General features: G+C 59.6%; 18 protein-coding genes. 7 read left to right on the top strand and 11 right to left on the bottom strand.

The window, feature by feature from the left end:
* The first annotated feature begins 7 nt into the window (after positions 1-7).
* Complete coding sequence (locus FNU76_RS24200) at positions 8-181, top strand: hypothetical protein (protein WP_179958220.1); 174 nt, start codon at positions 8-10, stop codon at positions 179-181.
* A gap of 127 nt (positions 182-308) precedes the next feature.
* Here FNU76_RS24200 and FNU76_RS20475 read toward each other — a convergent pair whose 3' ends face one another.
* The 3 genes from FNU76_RS20475 to FNU76_RS20465 all read right to left on the bottom strand — a co-directional run bounded on the left by FNU76_RS20475 (position 309) and on the right by FNU76_RS20465 (position 1,693).
* Entirely contained in the window at positions 309-515 is a 207-nt protein-coding gene (locus FNU76_RS20475) for a cold-shock protein (protein WP_144279920.1), read from the bottom strand.
* 184 nt (positions 516-699) lie between these two features.
* The gene (locus FNU76_RS20470; RefSeq protein ID WP_144280762.1) at positions 700-1,266 is read right to left on the bottom strand and encodes a DUF1415 domain-containing protein; all 567 of its coding nucleotides are present in this window, start codon (positions 1,264-1,266) and stop codon (positions 700-702) included.
* 61 nt (positions 1,267-1,327) lie between these two features.
* Positions 1,328-1,693, bottom strand: a complete 366-nt coding sequence (locus tag FNU76_RS20465; protein WP_144279919.1) for a hypothetical protein — start codon at positions 1,691-1,693, stop codon at positions 1,328-1,330.
* Positions 1,694-1,926: 233 nt separating this feature from the next.
* Here FNU76_RS20465 and FNU76_RS20460 point away from each other — a divergent pair, with 233 nt between their 5' ends.
* The 4 genes from FNU76_RS20460 to FNU76_RS20445 all read left to right on the top strand — a co-directional run bounded on the left by FNU76_RS20460 (position 1,927) and on the right by FNU76_RS20445 (position 6,176).
* Positions 1,927-4,206: an Ig-like domain-containing protein gene (locus tag FNU76_RS20460; RefSeq protein ID WP_144279918.1), complete on the top strand. Its 2,280-nt coding sequence runs from the start codon at positions 1,927-1,929 to the stop codon at positions 4,204-4,206.
* A gap of 84 nt (positions 4,207-4,290) precedes the next feature.
* A complete protein-coding gene (locus FNU76_RS20455) occupies positions 4,291-4,929 on the top strand; it encodes a YceH family protein (protein WP_144279917.1) in 639 nt (212 codons plus the stop codon).
* An 80-nt stretch (positions 4,930-5,009) separates the two neighbouring features.
* A complete protein-coding gene (folE, locus tag FNU76_RS20450; RefSeq protein ID WP_223879115.1) occupies positions 5,010-5,735 on the top strand; it encodes a GTP cyclohydrolase I in 726 nt (241 codons plus the stop codon).
* A 12-nt stretch (positions 5,736-5,747) separates the two neighbouring features.
* Complete coding sequence (locus tag FNU76_RS20445) at positions 5,748-6,176, top strand: BLUF domain-containing protein (RefSeq protein ID WP_144279915.1); 429 nt, start codon at positions 5,748-5,750, stop codon at positions 6,174-6,176.
* 6 nt (positions 6,177-6,182) lie between these two features.
* Here FNU76_RS20445 and FNU76_RS20440 read toward each other — a convergent pair whose 3' ends face one another.
* From FNU76_RS20440 to FNU76_RS20410, 7 genes are all read right to left on the bottom strand, one after another.
* A complete protein-coding gene (locus FNU76_RS20440) occupies positions 6,183-6,512 on the bottom strand; it encodes a DUF2185 domain-containing protein (RefSeq protein WP_144279914.1) in 330 nt (109 codons plus the stop codon).
* A gap of 78 nt (positions 6,513-6,590) precedes the next feature.
* Entirely contained in the window at positions 6,591-6,893 is a 303-nt protein-coding gene (locus tag FNU76_RS20435) for a Dabb family protein (protein ID WP_144279913.1), read from the bottom strand.
* A gap of 81 nt (positions 6,894-6,974) precedes the next feature.
* The gene (locus FNU76_RS20430; RefSeq protein ID WP_144279912.1) at positions 6,975-7,265 is read right to left on the bottom strand and encodes a type II toxin-antitoxin system RelE/ParE family toxin; all 291 of its coding nucleotides are present in this window, start codon (positions 7,263-7,265) and stop codon (positions 6,975-6,977) included.
* A complete protein-coding gene (locus FNU76_RS20425; RefSeq protein WP_144279911.1) occupies positions 7,253-7,543 on the bottom strand; it encodes a CopG family ribbon-helix-helix protein in 291 nt (96 codons plus the stop codon). The genes FNU76_RS20430 and FNU76_RS20425 overlap by 13 nt, the downstream gene beginning before the upstream one ends.
* A gap of 132 nt (positions 7,544-7,675) precedes the next feature.
* Entirely contained in the window at positions 7,676-8,086 is a 411-nt protein-coding gene (locus FNU76_RS20420) for a hypothetical protein (protein ID WP_144279910.1), read from the bottom strand.
* Between the two features lie 200 nt (positions 8,087-8,286).
* Positions 8,287-9,042, bottom strand: coding sequence for an AraC family transcriptional regulator (locus FNU76_RS20415; RefSeq protein ID WP_223879114.1), 756 nt, complete (start codon positions 9,040-9,042; stop codon positions 8,287-8,289).
* A 121-nt stretch (positions 9,043-9,163) separates the two neighbouring features.
* Positions 9,164-11,449: a M9 family metallopeptidase gene (locus tag FNU76_RS20410; protein ID WP_144279909.1), complete on the bottom strand. Its 2,286-nt coding sequence runs from the start codon at positions 11,447-11,449 to the stop codon at positions 9,164-9,166.
* A 410-nt stretch (positions 11,450-11,859) separates the two neighbouring features.
* Between FNU76_RS20410 and FNU76_RS20405 the strand changes: the two genes are divergently transcribed.
* Positions 11,860-13,338: an inorganic phosphate transporter gene (locus FNU76_RS20405; RefSeq protein WP_144279908.1), complete on the top strand. Its 1,479-nt coding sequence runs from the start codon at positions 11,860-11,862 to the stop codon at positions 13,336-13,338.
* 132 nt (positions 13,339-13,470) lie between these two features.
* Entirely contained in the window at positions 13,471-14,235 is a 765-nt protein-coding gene (locus tag FNU76_RS20400) for a substrate-binding periplasmic protein (protein ID WP_144279907.1), read from the top strand.
* 14 nt (positions 14,236-14,249) lie between these two features.
* On the opposite strand, the gene FNU76_RS20395 is transcribed toward FNU76_RS20400, so the two are convergent.
* Entirely contained in the window at positions 14,250-19,460 is a 5,211-nt protein-coding gene (locus FNU76_RS20395) for a leucine-rich repeat domain-containing protein (RefSeq protein WP_179958219.1), read from the bottom strand.
* Positions 19,461-19,876: the final 416 nt, after the last annotated feature.

Here is a 19,876-nt window from a genome sequence, read left to right as displayed (position 1 = left end):
CCTCGATATGAAAAAAACCGACCTGGAAAAATTGCGCGGCCTGAAGATCAACGAAAAGCTGGCCAAGAGCACGGTGCCGGATCGCTTCGGCAAGGCCTCCACCGGCCTGGACGCAGATGGCCAGCCTGTTCAGCCCAAAGGACTGATGGGCGCCTTGCTGCGCAAGGGCATCAAGAGCTGAAGCAAGGCTTTGTCGGCAAAAAGCACCCGAAGAAACCATCGGGTGCTTTTTTCATATTCGATAGGCGATCGATAGGCGTAAAAAAACCCAGCCGAAGCTGGGTTTTTCTCTAACACCAAGGGGTCGATTAGGCGACCGGTTGGATGTTCGAAGCTTGCTTGCCCTTAGGACCATTGGTCACGTCGAACGAGACGCGCTGGTTTTCAGCCAGGGTCTTGAAGCCGTTCGATTGAATTTGCGAGAAGTGCGCGAACAGATCGTCGCCGCCTTCGTCAGGGGTGATGAAGCCGAAGCCCTTGGAGTCATTGAACCACTTAACGGTACCGGTTGCCATGATGCTTTTCCTTGTTGGAAATAAATAAAAAAAGTGCGGACTATCAAACAAAGGAGGGGCGAATCGGGATACCGCTAGGGTACGAAAACTGCCGTAAACCTACTACTTGAAATGCCTGCAGCAGACTTTTTACGCGAAGCAATCCGTTTTAGCAAGACCTTTCTGCATTTTCCCGCCGAACGGCTTACGCCTGATCCAGCCTCCCCTTGGCGAGACCAAGCTTCGCCCATCCTTCCTGCCCAAGCTGGCGCAGTGTCTCGATGTTTCTCTCATAGATATCGGCCGCTTCCGGAAATGCGACAACAGCACGGTCTATGCTCGCTTCCCGCAAGAGATGCAAGGTCGGGTAAGGCGAACGGTTGCTGAAATTGGTGATGTCGTCCGCTTCCGTATCCTCGAACTGGTAGTCGGGATGGAAGCTGGCGACCTGGATCACGCCTTCCAGCTGGTGCTCGGCCACGACACCGTCGGCAACATCGAGAAAGTCGTTGTAGTCGAGAAAGTCGGTCAGGATAAAGGGATGAATCAACAGTGTGGTATCGATCTGCTCGGCATCCGCCTCGGCCAGCAGGTCCAGCTCGCGATCCAGATCGTCCAGCAAGGCATCGAGATTGCGTGCCTGGCTGACCACGAAGCGGACCTGGTTCTTGACGTAGACCGCCTTGGCGAAGGGGCAGAGATTGAGGCCGATAACGGCTTGTTCCAGCCAGAACCGGGTTGCATTGATTACAGCGTCGTTATCGATTTTCATGACATCCAGGGGCAAGGTAAGTGCCGGCATTCTAACGCCAAGCCCTCTCCCGGCGGCGCGATCAGTATCGCCAGTGACACAGGAACAAGTAGGCCACCGTAATCTGCATGGTCACCACCAAGGCCGCGCTGGCGACCATGCCGGTTGCCCCCGCCAGCAGGCTGGATGCGGCCGGCAACATCACCCCGGCATGCCCCAAGGCCTCCAGCATGAAGATCGTCGCCAGCAGCAGCACGAATATCAGCGCCCACTTGACGATATAGGCCGGCAGGTAGATCCGGTGCTCGCGGTTGTAGCGGTAGGCGGCGGCCTGCTCCAGCAGATTGCCCTGGCTGACGTCCTTGAACATCCAGAACGGCCAGATGTACAGGTAGAGCAGCTTGCTCAGGGTTTCGGAATCGGCGGCGGAGATGGAGTGGGTCTGCACGATGCGTCTCCTCTGCGTGGCTAGGGTCCTCTCCCTATCAAAATGGCTCACGCCAAAGGAGTTTGCATGGCCGTTCGGCGGAAAGGCTGAACACAAGACCCGCGCGAGCGATCCGTAACCTGCAAAGGTTTGCAGTTGGCATATAAGTTCACGCTAAACGCGAATTTACTTTGGTAAGATGCGGGCCTTTCGCCCCGCACGCGGGCCAACACTATAAAAAACATCCGACGACCATGCTCACCCGTACGATCCGCCCCCGTCTCCCCCTGCTGCTGACCGCCCTCCTCGCGCCCCTTGCCGCCCTGGCCGATACGCCACCCGCCACGCAGGGCGAAGGCGCCCTGCAGCTCATCGGCGAAACGGCGCGCATCTCCGTGGGCTATGCCCGTGGCGGCCATTTCCAGGGCGAATTGATGGGTGTGTTGCATGAAGGCAGCGACAGCGCCTGGCTGGGTGAGGGCTGGTTTTCGCAATCCGCCGGCGGTTTGCAGCTCAGCTACCACCGCTCGGTCAACGATGAAGTGCGCAAGTACTTTATCGCCCTCGACCAGAATCAAAAGCATGACCGCAAGTTGACCGTCGGTACCGGCCTGGAGCAAGCCGATTGGTTCGGCAACCTCTATCTCAGCCATGGCTTGAGCGGCAAGCGCCTGCTGGAGCAAGCCAGTATCAGTACGGTGACGGAGCAAGCCGGCAACGTAGCGGGCCGGCCCTACCTGGATACCGTGACCACCACCACCACGACCAAGCTATTCGAACGGGCCTACGAGTATGGTCTGGGTTTGCGGGTCGGCCACTATTTCGCCGACAACGGCCTGCGTATCACCAGCGGCTTCGATTACGAGTGGGGCCGCCAGGATGCGCGCCAGAGCAGCCTGTCCGTCGCGGCGGAGAAATTCTTTATCGGCACGCCGCATAGCATCGCGCTGCAGCTGGAACACAGCCGCAAGACCGGCGCAGCGGAAATCAAGCGCAACGATAACCGGGCCGTGCTGAGCTACCGCTATAGCTTCGGCAAACCCAACTCCCAGCCTGAACGGCTCTACCGCATGGTCGCCGAAACGCGGCCCGTCGCGGCGCCCAAGGTGATTCCGGCCCGTACCGAACACAAGCTGGTCAAGACCACGGCCAGTATGCGCAGCGATGCATTCTTCCTGCTGGGCAGCACCACCCTGACCGATGTCGCGCGCAGCGAGCTGGACAAGGTTGCCGCGCTGCTCAAGAACGGCGGCCGCGAGGGCAATATCCATATCGTCGGCCATACCTGCGACCTGGGTAGCGACGCCGTCAATATGAAGCTTTCCATCAAGCGGGCCGAGGCGGTGCGCGAATACCTGCTCGCCAACGGCGCTGTACCGGCCGACGTGGTGGTTCTGGAAGGCAAGGGCGAACGCGAACCCAAGTATCCGGCGGAAGCCGCTACGCGCGAAAAGAACCGCCGCGTAGAGTTGGAATTCGTCAGCGTGCTGGAAAAGGACGAAGAAATCACCGTGCCTGCGCAGACACTGCTGGCCGAAGAAGCACCGCTCAGCTACCGCCGCGAAGTCGTCGAGCAGGAGCCGGTGTGGTTGCGCCTGGCCCTGCGCACACCGGCAACGCATAAGCGCACGGTGGACGTCTATCGCAGCAAGGAAGAAACCCGCACGGAAAGCCGCAGCCGCAGCTGGACCAATCGCGCACCGCAGGCGGTGGCCGATAGCTATGACGTGCTGGCGGGCAGCACTACCGCATTCGCTGTACTCGGCAATGACGTCGATCCGGATAGCGGCGACACGCTCAAGCTGGTTTCGGTCAGCGCGCCCAGCCAGGGCCAGGTGAGCCTGGACGGCAATCGTTTGGTCTACCAGGCGCCGGCCGCCTTCAATGGCGAAGTCGCCTTCAGCTACACCGTGGAAGACAGCCACGGCGCCACGGCCACCGGGAATGTCACGGTCCGTATCGGCGCGGGTCAAAGCGGCCCCAACCGTGCCCCGCAGGCCGGCAATGACAACGCCACCACGGGACGCAACCAGCCGGTCGATATCGCCGTACTGGCGAATGACAGCGATGCCGACGGCGACGCCCTTACGCTGACGGTCGCCACGCCCGCCCATGGCAGCGCGCAGGTACAAGGCAACCAGGTACGCTACACGCCGGCCACCGACTTTGTCGGCGAAGACAGCTTCAGCTACACCGTCAGCGATGGCCGTGGCGGCCAGACCAGTGCCACCGTGCGGGTGTTGGTACTGAGCAGCGCCAATGCCGCGCCCATGGCGCGCGACGACAGCTATTCGGTCAGCGGGGTTTTCCCTCGCTTTATCGCGGTCATGGAGAACGATAGCGATCCGGACGGCGACACCACCGATATCGTCAGCCTTACCCAACCGGTCGGAGGTAGCGGTACCGTCAGCATCAGCGGCAAGAACATCTACTTCGTCCCGGCGCATACCTTTTTGCAGGACACCTTCACTTACACCATCAGCGACGGCAAGGGCGGCTTGTCCACCGCCACGGTCACCCTGATCGATCCTTGAGCCAAGGCATGGCGCGCGGTGTACCGCGCGCCATGCCATCGGGACGGGCATAATCCGTACTTCGATTGATCGCGGACAAGCAAGATGCCCCCTTCCCACGCCTTCCCCACCCTATCCGCGCTGGAGACCCGCGTGCTCGGCGCCCTGGTCGAAAAGCAGCGTACCGTGCCCGACACCTATCCGCTCTCGCTCAATGCGCTGGCGGCGGCCTGCAACCAGAAGACCAGCCGCGATCCGGTCATGGACGCCAGCGAAGCCGATATTGCCGAAGCCATCGCCACGCTCAGGCACCACAGCCTGGTGATGGAAAGCAGCGGCGGGCGGGTCACCCGGTATGCCCATAATTTCGAACGCGTCCTTGGCATTCCCAGCCAATCCGCCGCTATCCTGACGGTATTGATGCTGCGTGGCCCGCAAACCGCCGGCGAATTGCGCATCAACTGCGAGCGCTTGCATAAGTTTGCCGATATCTCGACGGTGGAAGGTTTTCTGCAGGAACTTGCCGAACGGCCGGACGGCGGCCTGGTACGCGAATTACCACGCCAACCCGGCTCGCGCGAAAATCGCTGGGCCCAGCTGCTTGCGGGCGAACCGGCAATCGAATCGCCGGCCAGCCCGGTTGGCATTGGCACGCCGGCGTCGGGCCTCGAAGCCAGGGTAAGCCGCCTGGAAGCCGAGCTGGCGGAACTTCGCGCCACCGTGGCCCAACTCACGGGCGGCTGAGCACCGCCCCGCCGCAATATGTACGCCAAAGCTATCTCATCATGCCGCACCAGCCGTTAGCCAAGAACAGGAAGAAACGCGTGAACAGCGACGCCCCCACCCACCCAAGCGCGGACCCGGCGCCACAGCAACCGGTCTCCGCCCGCATCCGTGCGCGCATCAAAGCGGCACAGCAGCGTTTTCACGCCAACGACAATATCTCGGCCTTTATCGAACCCGGTGAAATGGATTTGTTGCTGGAGGAAGTACAAGCCGGCCTCAAGACCGTGCTCGATAGCCTGGTCATCGATACCGAAAGCGACCACAACACCCAGGATACCGCCCGCCGCGTGGCGAAGATGTACCTGAACGAAGTATTCAAGGGCCGCTACCAGGCACAGCCGGCCGTCACCGAGTTTCCCAACGTCGAGTACCTGAACGAGCTGATGATCGTCGGCCCCATCACCGTGCGCAGCGCCTGCTCGCACCACTTCTGCCCCATCGTCGGCAAATTGTGGATAGGCGTCATGCCGAACCAGCACTCCAACCTTATCGGACTGTCCAAATATGCCCGCCTGGCGGAATGGATCATGAGCCGCCCGCAGATCCAGGAGGAAGCCGTCACCCAGATCGCCGATCTACTGATGGACAAGATGAATCCAGACGGCTTGGCCATCGTCATGGAGGCCGATCACTTCTGCATGCACTGGCGCGGCGTCAAGGATATGGAAGCAAAAATGATCAACAGCGTGATGCGCGGTTCCTTCCTGAAGGATTCCAGCCTACGCCGCGAATTCCTTGCCCTGCTGCCCAACAAGAAATCCTGAGGAAGCCATAACATGCTCGTACGCCTGCTCTACGCCAGCCACGCCAGCAAGCCACATTGCGCCGAGTCGATGGAATCGATCCTGACCGAGTCGCGCAAGCACAACCCCGAGCATGGCATCACCGGCGTTCTTTGTTTCAGCGGCGATATCTTCCTGCAGGTACTGGAAGGCGGGCGCCGGGAAGTATCGGCGCTCTACCACCGGATCGCCCGCGACCCTCGCCACTGCGATATCGAGCTGCTGTATTTCGAGGAGATTTCCGAGCGGCTGTTTTCCAGCTGGACCATGGGCCAGGTGAACCTGAGCAAGGTCAATCCATCCACCCTGCTCAAGTACGCGGAAAAGCCAGGCCTGGACCCCTTCGCCATCGGCGGGCGCATGTCGCTCGCCTTGCTGGAAGAGTTGATCGCTACCGCAGCCGTCGTCGGCAAGTGCGGTTAAACCGGATTACTCGCTGACGTCGTAAAAGGTATCGCCTTCTTCACCCTTGTCGAAGGCGGCGCCTACCGGCGAGCCAAGCAAGGGGATGATGGTTTCGTCGTAATTGGCGATGATATTCACGTCCAGCAAGCTGAAATGCTTGGGATTGTCCAGGTAGGCATCGCTTTCGTTGCCGGCGAAGAAACGCCAGCCGCTATCCTCGGCATCTTCCGGCTCATCGCGATACATATAGCTGACCGGATAGCCCTCCACCGTGATCATATCGGTCACCATGGCCAAGCCATGGCCAAGCGCCAAGGGTCGAATCTGGTGCTTGTCGAGTTTGTAATGCTTCATGCTCACCCGCCTGGTCGGCAATCTAAAAACAGCCCGTCAGCATACGCAAAGCCGGACGTCCCGTCTTGGTCCTTGGCGCTATTCCGCGAAATAGTCGAACACCAGCACCTGGGCGGCCCATTCCTGGACCATCTGTACGAATTGGACGTGGGCAGGGTGAACCAGATAGCGGTCACGTGCCGCCGGATCGGCAAAGGTCAGCAGAAACGCATGGGTATAGCCCTGGGCCAGATTCTCGGGGCTGACGTCTTCGCCGCCTTCCAGGCTAAGTACCTCCTCGATCGCGGCCGGAAGCGCATAAAGCGCCGCCACCAGTTCGGCGACCGGCGCCTGTGGCTTGAAAGCGAAGAGGACGAGGTGACGCAGTGGTTTGTTCGGCATGGACCAGGGCTCGAGTGGTAGAGGAAGGGGATTCTTACATCATGTAAGCCGGTATGCCAACGAGTGTTGTTACCGAGCCCATCAGAAGCCCACCTCCTTTTGGTGCCGCACGGCGAGAATCGTGACGGCATCCGGGTCGATGCGGTAGCGCGCCACATAGCCGCTGTCACCGAAATCGATCACCCACTCCCGGAACTCCTCTGGCATATCCTCGATGGGGCGGCCGACACCTGGCTGGTGCCCCAGCACTATCACTCCTTGCCGCACAGCTTTGACGGCGCGCTTAGCAGCATCGATGTTCTTGCCGGCGAGGAAGCGATAGAGCAGCTGCACATCGAGCAGCGCCTGTCGCGACCAGATCAGACGTGACATTCCGGCGGCTCGATGTCATTGCCTTGTTCGAGCTCGGCCAGCCAAGCATCGGCCTCATCGGCCGTTACATGCAGTCCAGTGCTGCGGTACTCTTCCCACGCCTTGAGCGTATCTTGCCGAAAGGCTTCTCGCTTCTCTTCGCGTTCGACGTACTGGGTGATCGCCTCACGCATCAGCCAGTGGGCCGTGCGATGGCGAGCTTCGGCCAAACGCTTCACACGTGCTTTGATGTCCTCGTCAATCTTGATCGCCACCGGGCGAATGACAGTAGCAGTCATGGCGGCCTCTTTGAAGTAGGTTAAGGTATTACCTTAACATACCAGAAATCGAAGTTCTATACGGAGCCACATAGTCGGCATCCTTGAAAGCCCCCAGCCGGACCGGCATGCAAACTCAGCGCAACCGCACCTCTACCGGCTGCGCCCCAACATCCAGCAGCCCACGCCGATCAACGCCACCACGGGCAGCCAGACCGGCGACAAGGCCAGCACCATGGTCACAAACAGTGCGGCCATGATCAGAATCAGCACCACGGCCACGCCGGCCATGGAGGCCAGGACCAGCAGCACGGCAAGGGCGATGGCCAGCGCGGCGACAAATATCCCGCCCGCACTGGCCGTGACGATCTCCAGCTGGCTCAGTGGCTCGCCGTTGATATCCACCACGATATTGCCGTGGCTGGCGGCGACCAGCGCGAAGGCGGCCAGCAGGGACAATAAAGCCAGCAGCAGCAGGCTTCTGAACCAGCCGCCGCCACGGCGTGGCTTGCGGATGACCGTAGCTTCCTTGCTGATATTGCTTATATATTCGGTGCTGGACATGAGCTGTTTCTCCCTGGTGTGATGATGTCCCTCTCCATGCGGGTCGTCCTATTGGCGACGCGACAGGTGGCGGGGTTCGACAGGGCAGAGATTAGTCGGCGCAACGGTGGGCCACGAGACCGGCGCGACACAAAGCACCGGGAGATGCATGAAATGCGGAAAACACGGATGGATGAGAACGGCGAGGCGACTCGGCCGCCCTAGCCCTTGGCCTGCATGCGCAACGCGCGCGGACTCATGCCCACCGATTGGCGGCATTGCCGATGAAACGCGCTTTGGTCAAAGAAACCGCATTCCACGGCGATATCGGCCAAGGCACGCTGGGTACTCACCATGGCATGGATGGCCGCATCCAGGCGGGTCTGCCGGACGAACTCGCCGGTGCTGATATGAAACACCCGCTTCATGCGCCGATCGAGCTGGGCTACCGAGAGATCGGCCACCTCGGCCAGCTCCTGCAGGCATAGCTGCCGATGGTAATTGGCCTGGATAAAGTCGACCGTCTGGGCGAAGCGTTCGTTGATCAAGCCCTCGCGCGTCAACTCGGTAAGGTCCTTGGAAATGCAGATCAAGCCCAGCAACTTACCCTGCTTGTCGTAGACGGATTGCTTGTTCGACAGGCACCAGCCGGTGCGCTTGTCGTTGTAGACGGTCAGGTCCAGATTATCGACCACCGGCCGGCCACGGCAGAACACGGCGGCATCCTGCACGCTGTAACGGTCCGCCATATGGTTGGGAAAAAGGTCATAGGCGGTCTTGCCGATGGCATCGCGCTTGTCGCGCAGGCTGCAGCGGGGCACGCAGGCGCCGCTCATGGCTACGTAACGCCCTTGCGTATCCTTCACCGAAAACACCACATCGGGCAGCCTATCGAACAGGGACTCGACAAAAAGTGTGTCATTCAGATCAGATACGATATAGCGGTCGTAAACGGTTCGTCGATTACCCACAGACATGATAGGGAAGACTCCACATTCGCACCGGTTATCCGCAGTCTGCAAAGCAGAAACCACCGACCCAGGTCAGTGGCTTCATGGACTTGCTGTTCCCCGGCGTCGCCGCCGGGAACCCGTCACATCAATCGTAGCTGGCGTTGATGGCTACGCCAGTAAACGGCTGCCTTGCATTCAACAGAATGTAATACCACTTTCCGCTGGTGGGCAATGCAATCGATACGCTTTCGTCGTTACCTACGCTGGATGAGGCCACATCGTAGGAGGTCGGGGTGGGATAACGGTCCAGCCCCACGTAGAGATCGACATCGCCGGAATTGCCATCGGTCCATAGCTTGAGGTTTTTCGCCCCGGCAGGCAGCAGAATATAACCATACTTGCGGTCGCTTGCCGACAAATTGACCAGGGCACAACCCTTACCCAGGTAGTTGTTCGAGCTGCAGGCCGGCAACTTGGGGTTGCCCGGTAGCGGTGGCTCGCCCGTGGTACTGGCGGTTTGCACCCAGCTGGCGAACTCGTTGTCGTAACGGGTGCCGATCTGGTCCATCTGTGTCTGATAGCCAACATAGTCGCCGACACGGAACTTGGCGATGGCCGCATCCACGTCGCTACGATGGCGTTCCATCATAAAGCGCGCCGCCATATAACCCCAGCGATACGCACGTGCCGTGTAGTCCGACATGGAGTACGTATTGCCGAAGATCTGGCTAAGCCGGTACCTGCCCGTCCTTGCCGCGTCGATGGATGCCTGGTTGTTGTTCTTCAGCGACAGATACTCGGCGATGCCTTCTATCCACCAGACCGTCGGCTTGACGGTGCCATCGCCGAAATCCCCATGCATATCGAAACGGCCATCAAGGTAGTGGATGTATTCATGTTCCAGATTCCATACCTTGAAGGTCGGCCGCAGCCAGGATGCCTCATGCGCGATAAAGCGCGCCTGGTTGTTGCTGTAGGAAGGATCCCCCTCCAGATACATGCCGCCGTTATTGGTGCTGATACCGAAGATCACGCCGGCGAATTTGTTGTAATTGCTGTAATCGTCGAACACCACCACTTCCAGGGAAGTGTTGTTGTCGTCGCGCACCGGCACCTTGTTGGTCTTCATCATCCGATGGAAGTAGGTTTCCCCGCCCTCCAGCAGCGAGCAGGACGCCTGCATCTGCTCGGGCGTCATTTCCTGTGCCCGGATACGGAGACTCGGGCTACAGGTATGGGTAAACCGCAGTACCGCATCGGCGAGACGCGTCTCGTAATTACAGGTGCCGTACTCGCTGCAATTCGCTTCGTCGTAGTACTTGACCGCTTCCGCCGCCGCCAACCATAGCTCCATATCGTTGCCGGTCATGGTGGAACTGGCCAACGTGGCCTGCACCATGGGCTTGACCGTGCCCCTGAGCGTTGGGTACTGGAAGAAGCGGAAGGTTTCGCGCGCCGCGTCACTGAGCTGGAATGCGTCGTTGGTGCCCAGTAATGCGGTCTTGTTATTCTTGATAAAGGTATACAGCGCGGTAGCGTAGTTGGGGTCGTTGGACAGGATGGCCTTGCCTTCAGGACGGCCGTTGGCGTAGTAGAATACGGTCAATACGCCGGTAAAGCCTGCGCCGGCCGTGTATTCCCGCAATCCTTCCACGGCGTTCGGACGGGTGGCGCTATTGGTATAGCGCAACACCAGGCTACGCACGCTGGGCAGGTAATAAGCCTCGTCGTGCATATTGGTGATCAGCTTGAGCGTTTCACCCGCCGTACTTCTCCCTTGCGCATTGGCCTTGAACAGGGTGCGGCCATCCAGCAAGCCCTTGATGGCGGGCCGCATCACACCCAGCAGCGAGGCCGGCGGTTCGGCCACTACATCGGAGCTTGCCAGGTAATAGCCTGCCCGCAGGTAGATCAGCAGATTCACCAGGGCACGATTGCTGGCGTCGTAGCCATTCGCTTCTTGCACGAAGCGGCTGGCTACGGCATTGAGATTGGCCGGCGAATACGCCCTGGCCGCCTGTTGGGCGTTCAAGGAAAAGAGGCCGTAGTGGCATTCGTAGTCGGGCAGATTGACGATATAGTTGGCCAGTTCGTTGCCACTGTGGCTGATCAGGCGTTCCATGTCCTGGCATTCCACCGGTGCGGCCATGGCCGTCGCGTTGCCCTTTGCCAGTGTTTGGCGGACGCTTGGATCCAATAGATCGCGGCGCGGCTTCTTCGACTCCGGCAAGTCATACAGTGCCTGTTCCGCGCTAGGTGGCAGCGTTTGGCGGAAGCGGGGAGCTTGCGGCTCGGCGCCGGCATGGCTATGCGCCGCTTGCTTGGCCAAGGGCACGGGGTGCTGATCGGGCAATGCGGCGCCATAGCTAAACGTGGCAAAGCAGCTTGTCAGTAGCGCGACCAGGCTGCGCCTTCTAATCGGTGATGCCATTTGAGTTGTCTCCAGTTTTTATTGAGCCAATGCTTCGCCGCACAGAACAGCCTGTGCCCCCAAGCAAGGACCGCATACCCACCGTTGGCATCGGTACCACCCACGCCATGGCAAACCGGTGTGTTGCGTGGAAGAACTATGCGGCAAACCCCCTATTGCGATCTTGTGAAGGGTCTGCATTTGCACGGTGAGATTTGCCAATTTCGGTAGCTTGTTCTCTTGCCCAGCTTGTGGAACAAGCTGCAGCCGAATGCGATGAATGGCCTGGGGACTGGAACCGTCCGCCGCGCGCAAGCGCTGCCAACAATATGCTCCGGGCATGGCATGCAAAGGCACCGTGCGGTTTTGCGCAAGGAAGGGGACTTTGCTGCGATAATCTCGGGCTATCCTCAAAAACCATATAAATACTTATGTTCGACTTCTTCGCCGGGCTGGATTTCTGGATTGCCGCCAGCCTCGTACTCGCTTTTGGTTTTGTGATGGCCTTTGAATTCATCAATGGCTTTCACGACACCGCCAATGCCGTCGCCACGGTGATTTATACCAAGGCCATGCCGCCCAAGCAGGCGGTTGTCATGTCTGGCATCTTCAACTGTCTGGGCGTCCTGCTGGGCGGCGTGGGCGTGGCCTATGCCATCGTCCACCTGCTACCGGTGGAACTCCTGATCAACGTCAATACCGGCCACGGCCTGGCCATGGTGTTCTCGCTGCTGAGCGCAGCGATTCTATGGAACCTGGGGACCTGGTATTTCGGCATTCCCGCGTCCAGTTCGCATACCCTGATCGGCTCCATCCTGGGCGTGGGTATCGCCAACGCCCTGATTACCGGCATCCCCTTGGCGGAAGGCATCAACTGGAAGAAGGCCATGGACATCGCCCTGTCGCTGGTGGTCTCGCCCACCCTGGGCTTTTTGCTGGCCGCGCTATTGCTGACTTTCTTCCTGCGCATGTTGCCGCTTTCCAAAATGCACAAGACGCCGGAAACCCGCCGCGCGCTGGACGGTAAGAAGCACCCGCCCTTCTGGAGCCGTCTGACCCTGGTGCTATCGGCCATGGGTGTCAGCTTTGTGCACGGTTCCAATGACGGCCAGAAGGGCATCGGCCTGATGATGCTGGTGTTGATCGGCATTGTGCCGACCCAGTTCGCCCTGGATGTGGACGCCACCACCTATCAGATCGAGCGCACGCGCGATGCGGCCATCTATCTGCAGCATTTCTACCAAAGCAATGAAGCCAAGCTGGCGCAGCAGTTCCCCGCCAGCAAGCCAGGCAATAACGTCAGTGAAATGCCGCCCAAGTTCAAGTGCGACCCGGCCGAAACGCAGCAGACCATCGGCAAATTGCTGCTGGTTGTCGGTAATGTGCGCGACTATCACGACCTGGCGCCCGACACCCGCTCCCAGGTCCGGCGCTCGCTGCTGTGCCTGGACGATACCGCCAAGAAGATTTCCAAGCTGCCCGATCTCTCCAAGCGCGACAAGGCCGACCTGGACAAGCTGCGCAAGGATCTGACCACCACCACCGAATATGCGCCCACCTGGGTGGTGATCGCGGTTGCCCTGGCGCTTGGCCTCGGCACCATGGTGGGTTGGAAACGGGTTGTCGAAACCGTGGGCGAGAAGATCGGCCGCCAGGGCATGACCTACGCCCAGGGCATGAGCGCCCAGATCATTGCCGTGGGCGCCATCGGCATGGCCAATGTGTTCAGCCTGCCGGTTTCCACCACCCACGTACTGTCGTCCGGCGTTGCCGGCACCATGGTGGCCAACCGCAGCGGTCTGCAAGGCAGTACGGTGCGCAATATCCTGATCGCGTGGGTACTCACCTTACCTGCCTCCATCGCCATGGCGGGTGGCTTGTTCTGGTTGGCGACCAAGTTGTTTGTTTGATCCAACCCGGCTCCCCCCAAAGGCCGCCTGCGAAGGTGGCCTTTTTTCGGCCCATTTATCCCGCCTTCAGAAACCGGCCGGGATGGCCTACTCTCCAGATGTCGGCAGGTTGCCGCGCTCCGGGGAACCTTCATGCGTCGCCTAGCAATCTTCGCCGCCCTTGTCGGCTCCCTGCTGGCCACCTTGCCGGCAGCCGCCGAGGTCTGGCGCATCGCCTCCGAGGAAGGCTATCCACCCTACAACTACACCGATCCGAGCAATGGACGCCCTACCGGCCTGGATGTGGAATTGGTCACCACCATCCTCAACGATGCCAAGGTTGAATACGAACTCAAGATGGTGCCGTGGGAACGGCTGAAACGGCTGCTCGATGCCGGCCAGGTCGATTTGGCTTTTCAGTTTCTCGACACGCCGGAGCGGCGGGCCCGCTATCTGCTGGTTGGCCCTTTCCGGGAAGGTAAATTGGTATTCGCCTGTCGCAAGGGCTGCCGTATTCCCTTCAAGCAGCTAGCCGACCTCAAGCCCTATCGGATCGCCACCGTGTTCGGCTATGCCTATGGCAGCGAATTCGAGCAAGCCGGATTGACGGTGGACAACACCGCCACCCGCTCGGACATGTTACCCGCGATGCTTGCCGTCGGACGGGTGGACCTGATCGTCGGCGATCAGCTGCTACTGCAGGCGCTTGCGCTGCAGCAAGGCCTGCAGAACAAGATCGAGTTCCTGGATACACCGCTTTCCATCCAACCGCGCTACGTGGGTTTTCGCCAAGGTGGCGAGGCCATGGCCGAGCGTTTTGCCAAGAGCCTGGCGAAATTACGTGCCGATGGCACGCTGGAGCAGATCATCCAGCGCTGGAGCAATCGTAAGGCGCCAAGAACCGGGGGGAAGAATTGAGTCCCAGCCGGCGGCTAAGCGACAGGTGCTTCCTTGGTCTGCGCCTGGATGATCGTTTTCATTAGATTGATATTGGCGATCGATTCGAACTCCTGGTACAGCTCGCGGTAATCGTCGTCTTGCTCATCGAGCCCGAAAATAATGGGGATGATACCCATGGGATGATAGGGCGAAGCGAAAGCCAGCCGATAAGTGTCATCGCAGTCGCAACCATGTATCCGTTCCGCACCTCCCACTTCATCAGGAAAAGGCTGCGCTCCTTCCAGTCGCAAGGGAATCATGGCGCCCGGTCTTTGTTGGTCGATCGAAAGGGCGAGCGCCAACTCCTTGCTGATGTGCGAATGGGAGTCGGCAAGCTGCGCCTCCCATGCGGTGCTGCCCAGCAGCAGCACATGGTCGGCCTGCTCCAGCGGGATGTTATTGTCGCCATACCGGCCAACGGCAATGCCCAGGGCGCTCAGATGCCGATGGAGCGTTGTAACCCGCTTTCGCAAGGCGGAGTTGTCCGGCTCGGCGACAAAACTGAGATAGCAACTCGGCTTTTTTCGGCCTCGCAGGATGGGTGCCAGCCGTTGGATAAATCGCTCGAAGGTGTCGTCCGATGCGGGGACACCTGCCGGCACGGGTATCGCCAAGGCGCTTTCGTCCAAGCGGGTGCCCTGTAGAAAGCGCCAGTGCTGGACGCACCGCTTTCTACGGAACGTTTCGACGATCGCGGCATAGTCCGGGTCGTGTGGATCGAGCCCGCTTATTCCGGTCACCAAGTCGATATAGGTCTGGCCTATAGCCACGCCATAGTCGTGCTGTGCGGGAAGGACAAGGGGCCGTGTCCGTCCAAGACCATCGGCGAACATCATGGGAAAATCCCCTGCCCGCGGCGCCTCCCCCGCCTCCCCCCAGCGCAGGGCAATGACCGTGCCCGGCTTATCCAGCAAGCGCTGTTGGATGGCGGCGTTTTCCTTATCCTGCCTATTCTTGCGCCGGGCGCCATCGCTGTTTGGCGTCGTTCGGCCACCCGCCGGCAAACCGAGCAGGACAAGACTATCCGCCCGCGCGATATGCCCGTCGATATGGACGGTGGGGACATGGGTACCGGCAAGGTTGACCATGAATCTGATCTGCAGCTTTTGCAGGAGCCGACACAGCTCCGCTAACCGTTCTTGCTGCGCCGCGCCAGCCACCGGGTCGCCTGTTTCGGCTTGCCAGACGATGCAGCAGCGTTCGGACAGGTAACGCCGACGCAGCAGGCGACCGGTGGCGGCAAGGAAATCGTTCAGATGTACCGACCACCGTATTTGCTGGCACCGGATCAGCTGGTCATGATACGCGTCTGCTCGCGCAATTCGCTTTTCCAACTCCGCTACCGCCTGGGGTGCGACTTCGCGTGCGACTTCCGCTGCTTGTTGATAGGCGAAAGTGGCGGGCGCAAAACGTAGTTGTCGCCAATGGCGATCGCCTATCTGCGTTTGTCGCCGGTAAATCAACGCCATCTCGGCGTGCATTTCGGATTTCCAGATTTTGATCTGCTCGACAACCGCGTTGCTGTCGTACTTCCGCTCGAGTGCTTCAAGATAACGAAACGCTGTCAACACACCCTGTTGCTGTGGCGCATCGTGGCGACTCAGAAAATGCGCTCGGGCTTTTTCAAGGGCTCGCCGCTGTTTCCAGCCATTGAACAGCGCGTTTAAAGTCCGGGGTGGTAACAATATCGCGTTACCGTCCAAGTTAAGTTTGGGCAGTGGGGTCATGCCCGACAGCGCCTGCTGGAGCGCGGAAGCGCCAACGTCGCTGATTTTGTTGTGGCTGAGGGTCAGCTGCTTCAGGCGGCCGTTCAGTTGCGGTAATACCTCGGCCAACATCTCCGCGGCCGCGTCGTTTAGCCTATTCGCCGATAGATCGAGATCGGCCAGCCGGGATAAGTTGTCCAGGCTGCTTCGCAGGGTTGCGGGGGAAATCAGCCACGCCTCTGCGGGCCGATTGCTTATGCCATCGAGGTATATGCGCAGCCTATTGCCGGCAAGACTGAGCACTTCAATCGAAGCAGGCAGCGCACTCATCACGGCCCCACAGTCATCGTCATCCAATAGATTGCTGTTGAGCTGGAGCGTGCTTAAGGCCCGCAAGCGCGCCAGCAACTTCGTCAATGGTTCAATGAGATGACCAAGTGGATACCAGCTCAGGTCGAGATGGCTTAGCGTAGCCGCCAAATGCGTATTCTCCAGCAACGCAGCTACGGCGTTTTCTCCAAATTTGCACGTATCGGATGCCGGGTCGGCGCTGGTAGAAATGTCAGCGCTGGTAGAGATGGTTTTGTTGTGGGAAATGTCGAGGTAAACCAGATGCTGCATATTGGCCAACATCTTGGCCAGTACTTCCACGCCCTCGCCGGCTAGCAGGTTATTGCTCAGGCTGAGTTGGCTTAGGCCGGTCATGTGTGGCAGCAAGACCTGCAAATCCCGGCAATGCACCAAGTCCAGCGTGTTGCCGATAAGTTCGAGGCGCTGGATTCGCGCATTTTCACCCAGTGCCGACAGCCATCCGGTGATGACACCGCTTACCGCTTGGTCGGCAGGCATGGCTGGCTCATCGGTCGGTCGTATGCAATGGCTGAGCGAGAGAGAGCTCAGTCGCGACAGCCTTTTCAGCGTTTCGCGTAGCTCGGCGGCCACCATGGCCGAAAGTGGAATGTCGGACAGGTGCAGGGTTTCGAGCGTGCCTGGCACGGCACGCAGCAAACGGACGTTGAGTTGAACTGACGGTTCGCCGCTTATCTTCAAGGAAAGCGACTTCAAGTGCTTCTGGTCGAATAGATACCGGATTGGCCGCATATCATTGCCTGCCAATAGCACGCCTGGCAAAGAAAGGCCGAGATGCTGCAAAGAGGCTCGCCCCAGCGTGGACAAGATATCTTCGCATTGCTGCGGCAGTAGGGAATCAACGGGCAGGTGGTGCGAGAAAGCTGCTTGCTGGGCAATAGCCAGATCCAGGCGGGTCAGCAACTTCATGCGCGCCAAAACAAGCGCCAGCATACCGGCACTCGTCTCATCGAGCTTGCTGAGCCTGAGTTTCAAACTATGCAGCTCGCGGTGCCGAAGCAGTGCCTGGACCAGAAGGCTGAATGCCGTCGGACCGAATGACCAACTATTCAAGTCCAGCTCATGCAGCATCGGGTGGGTCGCGACTTGGGCTATTACCTCCTTCAAGTCATTTGGAATGTTGTCAATGACGGGTCCGGTCTTGACGGAGGGGATGGAAATGGCGACGGTTTCGCCGGCGATCGGCGGCAGACTCAATGCCGTCGCGCTGGCATGGCCGGCCGGCCCATCGAACTGGTACCAAGCCGGCCAGGGTGCGAGCCTGGCGGCATAAGCCAGCCGTTCCTTGGTTTCCCAGTCCTGCAGCAGGGCCAGGTAATCTTCGTCGTAGGTCCGCATGCCGGTCAATACAGGAATCAAACCGACTTGCAGCCCGTTTTGCAGCAGCTTGCGATAGTAAGCCGCTCCATCGCGGAAATCGTAGATCCAGCAGCTGGCACGGACGGCTTCCGGGTAGGCATCGCCGAAATCGCTGGATTGAAGGCTGGTCTGCGCCTCGTCCGCCACCAGCAAGGGCAGAAGTGTGCCGGGGTATTGCCGCATGCGTTCGCATGCGTATTCGCATGCTTTCAGGTATGTCTCATCGGCTGTCCTGGCCGGCGTGCTGACCCATAAAATGAAATCGGCCTGGTTCAACGAGCCTGGTGCGCCAGTGTCCTCGGGCAGCTTGGAAAGTTCGATACCCAGCGTATTGAGATTGCCGCGCAGTTGCGGCGGGAGCTTTGCATTGGGCGCCAGCAGCAGATAACAACACGGTGCTTGCCATGCCCGGGCGCGAAGCAGGTCGGCCAGCTCATCGAGCGTCGCCTGAAATGCCATCGGCAGCGCGGCCGCTTCCGCGGGACGGAGGGCCTGCGAAGCCTGCAACTCGCTCTCGGCGATATCCCGGACTTGCCCCGCCACCCAGTCGAGCCAGGCAAGACCGCGCTGATACCTTGCCAATAGCGTGCGATAGGCGGGATCGTCGCCCGGCTGAAAGATGCGTTCGATCAAGCCGCCCGCTTGCAGCCAGGCTCGCTGGTAGGGCTCGCCCGCTTCGATATCGAGTGGACGGGTGGCCGAATCCGGCCAAGACTCGATTTGCACCCCCTCCCCCAATGGAATCACCATACTGGCGGGGGAGATATCTTGCCAGTGTGACAGTTGGGTAGTACACCAGCCATCAACCCAGAGAATGGCGTGGCTCTGACACATTTTCCGCCATAAATAGCGCTCGGACGCGGGGTCGCCACTTACGACCCGGGCGCCGAGCTTGCCCAAGTCGGCTTCCAGGCGGCCCAGTGCCTCAGGTATCAGGGAGAAGCCACTTGAACAGGGAAGAAAGCAGCAGGGTCGTCGCTGACGTATCCGTGGCAAACGGCACAGGGCATTCAGCAAGGCATGGAACAACTGCTCCCGGTCCGAGTCGCCTTGCTTGGCCAACTGCTTGCAACTGGCTAACGCGGCCTTCGTCCACGCACAGTATTGTGCCGAGGTTTGCAAGCTGGCAACGGTGCCTGGATGGGGACGGTGCTTGTGCTTTTCGGCATGATAGGCGGCTATATGCCTATGGGTCCGGCGAAACAGCCGGGCTCGACAATCGTACCCGGCGTTTAGCTGTTTGCGGCGTACGCCGATCTGTCCGGCGGGTAGCTCGCCCGGGTTTGGCGGCAAGCGGGGCTGCGCCGAGACTTCGAACGGGACGCGATTCCTGGATAAGGCACGCTCGATAAGAGCAAGAGCTGTATCCAATTCCTTTTGACCGCCTCTATCGTTGGGGGCAACGGCAATGTTGCCTGCTAAACCCAACTTGCCGAGACTGGTGAATGGATGGGCGTATTTTTTGTTGTAGAGCCTCTCGGATTGCAAATTCTCGATTTGCGTGCGTTCTTTCCTGGCCGTCTCGCCGTTGAGCGCATCGGAAAATGGTTTGATACCTTGCGCGGTAATCCTATTGTCATCCAGGTAGATTTTCTCGATGCCGCGCATGGCACATAGGACAGGCGGGCCGCCCTCCAAGGCATTCAGCAATAGGTAGATACCGTTATCGGTGATGCCGTTATTGCTTAGATCCAGCTCCGCCAATTTGAGTAAGCAAAGCGTCTTGATCAAGATCGCCAGGCCCTCGTCTCCCAGTTGGTTGCTACTCAAATCCAGGCAATCCAGACAGCCGTAAAATGAAAGTCTATCAAGCGTTGTGTTTAGCGTGACCGCCCGGACTGGATCGATGCGGTTGCGGGCAAGCCTGAGCGAGTGGATGGCGCTCGTGGATGGACCACTTAGCATCGTGGGCAAGCGGTCAATCAATTCAAAGCAAGCATCTTCGCGTAATCTGCCGCTGAGATCCCAATCGGACCAAGCCGCAAGGCGCCCGAGGTATTTAAGAAGGGCACTGGTTTCAGCACAGTTTTCACTGCCGGCAGGCTCAGCCTGCACCCACTGGGATTGGCCAGAGGGTAAGGCCAATGGAACGATTTGCACGGGCTCTCCATTTGAGGAATGACCATCACAACGGATAAGCTGGCTTGGCATGCAGGGACGGGCTGTCGTAATCTTCCGTATCTTTC

This window comes from Chitinimonas arctica (genome assembly GCF_007431345.1).
Classification (GTDB): domain Bacteria; phylum Pseudomonadota; class Gammaproteobacteria; order Burkholderiales; family Chitinimonadaceae; genus Chitinimonas; species Chitinimonas arctica.
The sequence above is the reverse complement of the archived record's forward strand: the minus strand, read 5'-3'. Positions and strand labels throughout refer to the sequence as shown.

Bases quoted from the DNA above. Each gene is read 5' to 3' on its own strand.
- FNU76_RS24200 (WP_179958220.1), top strand. From the start codon at position 8: ATGAAAAAAACCGACCTGGAAAAATTGCGCGGCCTGAAGATCAACGAA.
- FNU76_RS20475 (WP_144279920.1), bottom strand. From the start codon at position 515: ATGGCAACCGGTACCGTTAAGTGGTTCAATGACTCCAAGGGCTTCGGC.
- FNU76_RS20470 (WP_144280762.1), bottom strand. From the start codon at position 1,266: ATGAAAATCGATAACGACGCTGTAATCAATGCAACCCGGTTCTGGCTG.
- FNU76_RS20460 (WP_144279918.1), top strand. From the start codon at position 1,927: ATGCTCACCCGTACGATCCGCCCCCGTCTCCCCCTGCTGCTGACCGCC.
- FNU76_RS20455 (WP_144279917.1), top strand. From the start codon at position 4,291: ATGCCCCCTTCCCACGCCTTCCCCACCCTATCCGCGCTGGAGACCCGC.
- FNU76_RS20445 (WP_144279915.1), top strand. From the start codon at position 5,748: ATGCTCGTACGCCTGCTCTACGCCAGCCACGCCAGCAAGCCACATTGC.
- FNU76_RS20440 (WP_144279914.1), bottom strand. From the start codon at position 6,512: ATGAAGCATTACAAACTCGACAAGCACCAGATTCGACCCTTGGCGCTT.
- FNU76_RS20435 (WP_144279913.1), bottom strand. From the start codon at position 6,893: ATGCCGAACAAACCACTGCGTCACCTCGTCCTCTTCGCTTTCAAGCCA.
- FNU76_RS20430 (WP_144279912.1), bottom strand. From the start codon at position 7,265: ATGTCACGTCTGATCTGGTCGCGACAGGCGCTGCTCGATGTGCAGCTG.
- FNU76_RS20425 (WP_144279911.1), bottom strand. From the start codon at position 7,543: ATGACTGCTACTGTCATTCGCCCGGTGGCGATCAAGATTGACGAGGAC.
- FNU76_RS20420 (WP_144279910.1), bottom strand. From the start codon at position 8,086: ATGTCCAGCACCGAATATATAAGCAATATCAGCAAGGAAGCTACGGTC.
- FNU76_RS20415 (WP_223879114.1), bottom strand. From the start codon at position 9,042: ATGTCTGTGGGTAATCGACGAACCGTTTACGACCGCTATATCGTATCT.
- FNU76_RS20410 (WP_144279909.1), bottom strand. From the start codon at position 11,449: ATGGCATCACCGATTAGAAGGCGCAGCCTGGTCGCGCTACTGACAAGC.
- FNU76_RS20405 (WP_144279908.1), top strand. From the start codon at position 11,860: ATGTTCGACTTCTTCGCCGGGCTGGATTTCTGGATTGCCGCCAGCCTC.
- FNU76_RS20400 (WP_144279907.1), top strand. From the start codon at position 13,471: ATGCGTCGCCTAGCAATCTTCGCCGCCCTTGTCGGCTCCCTGCTGGCC.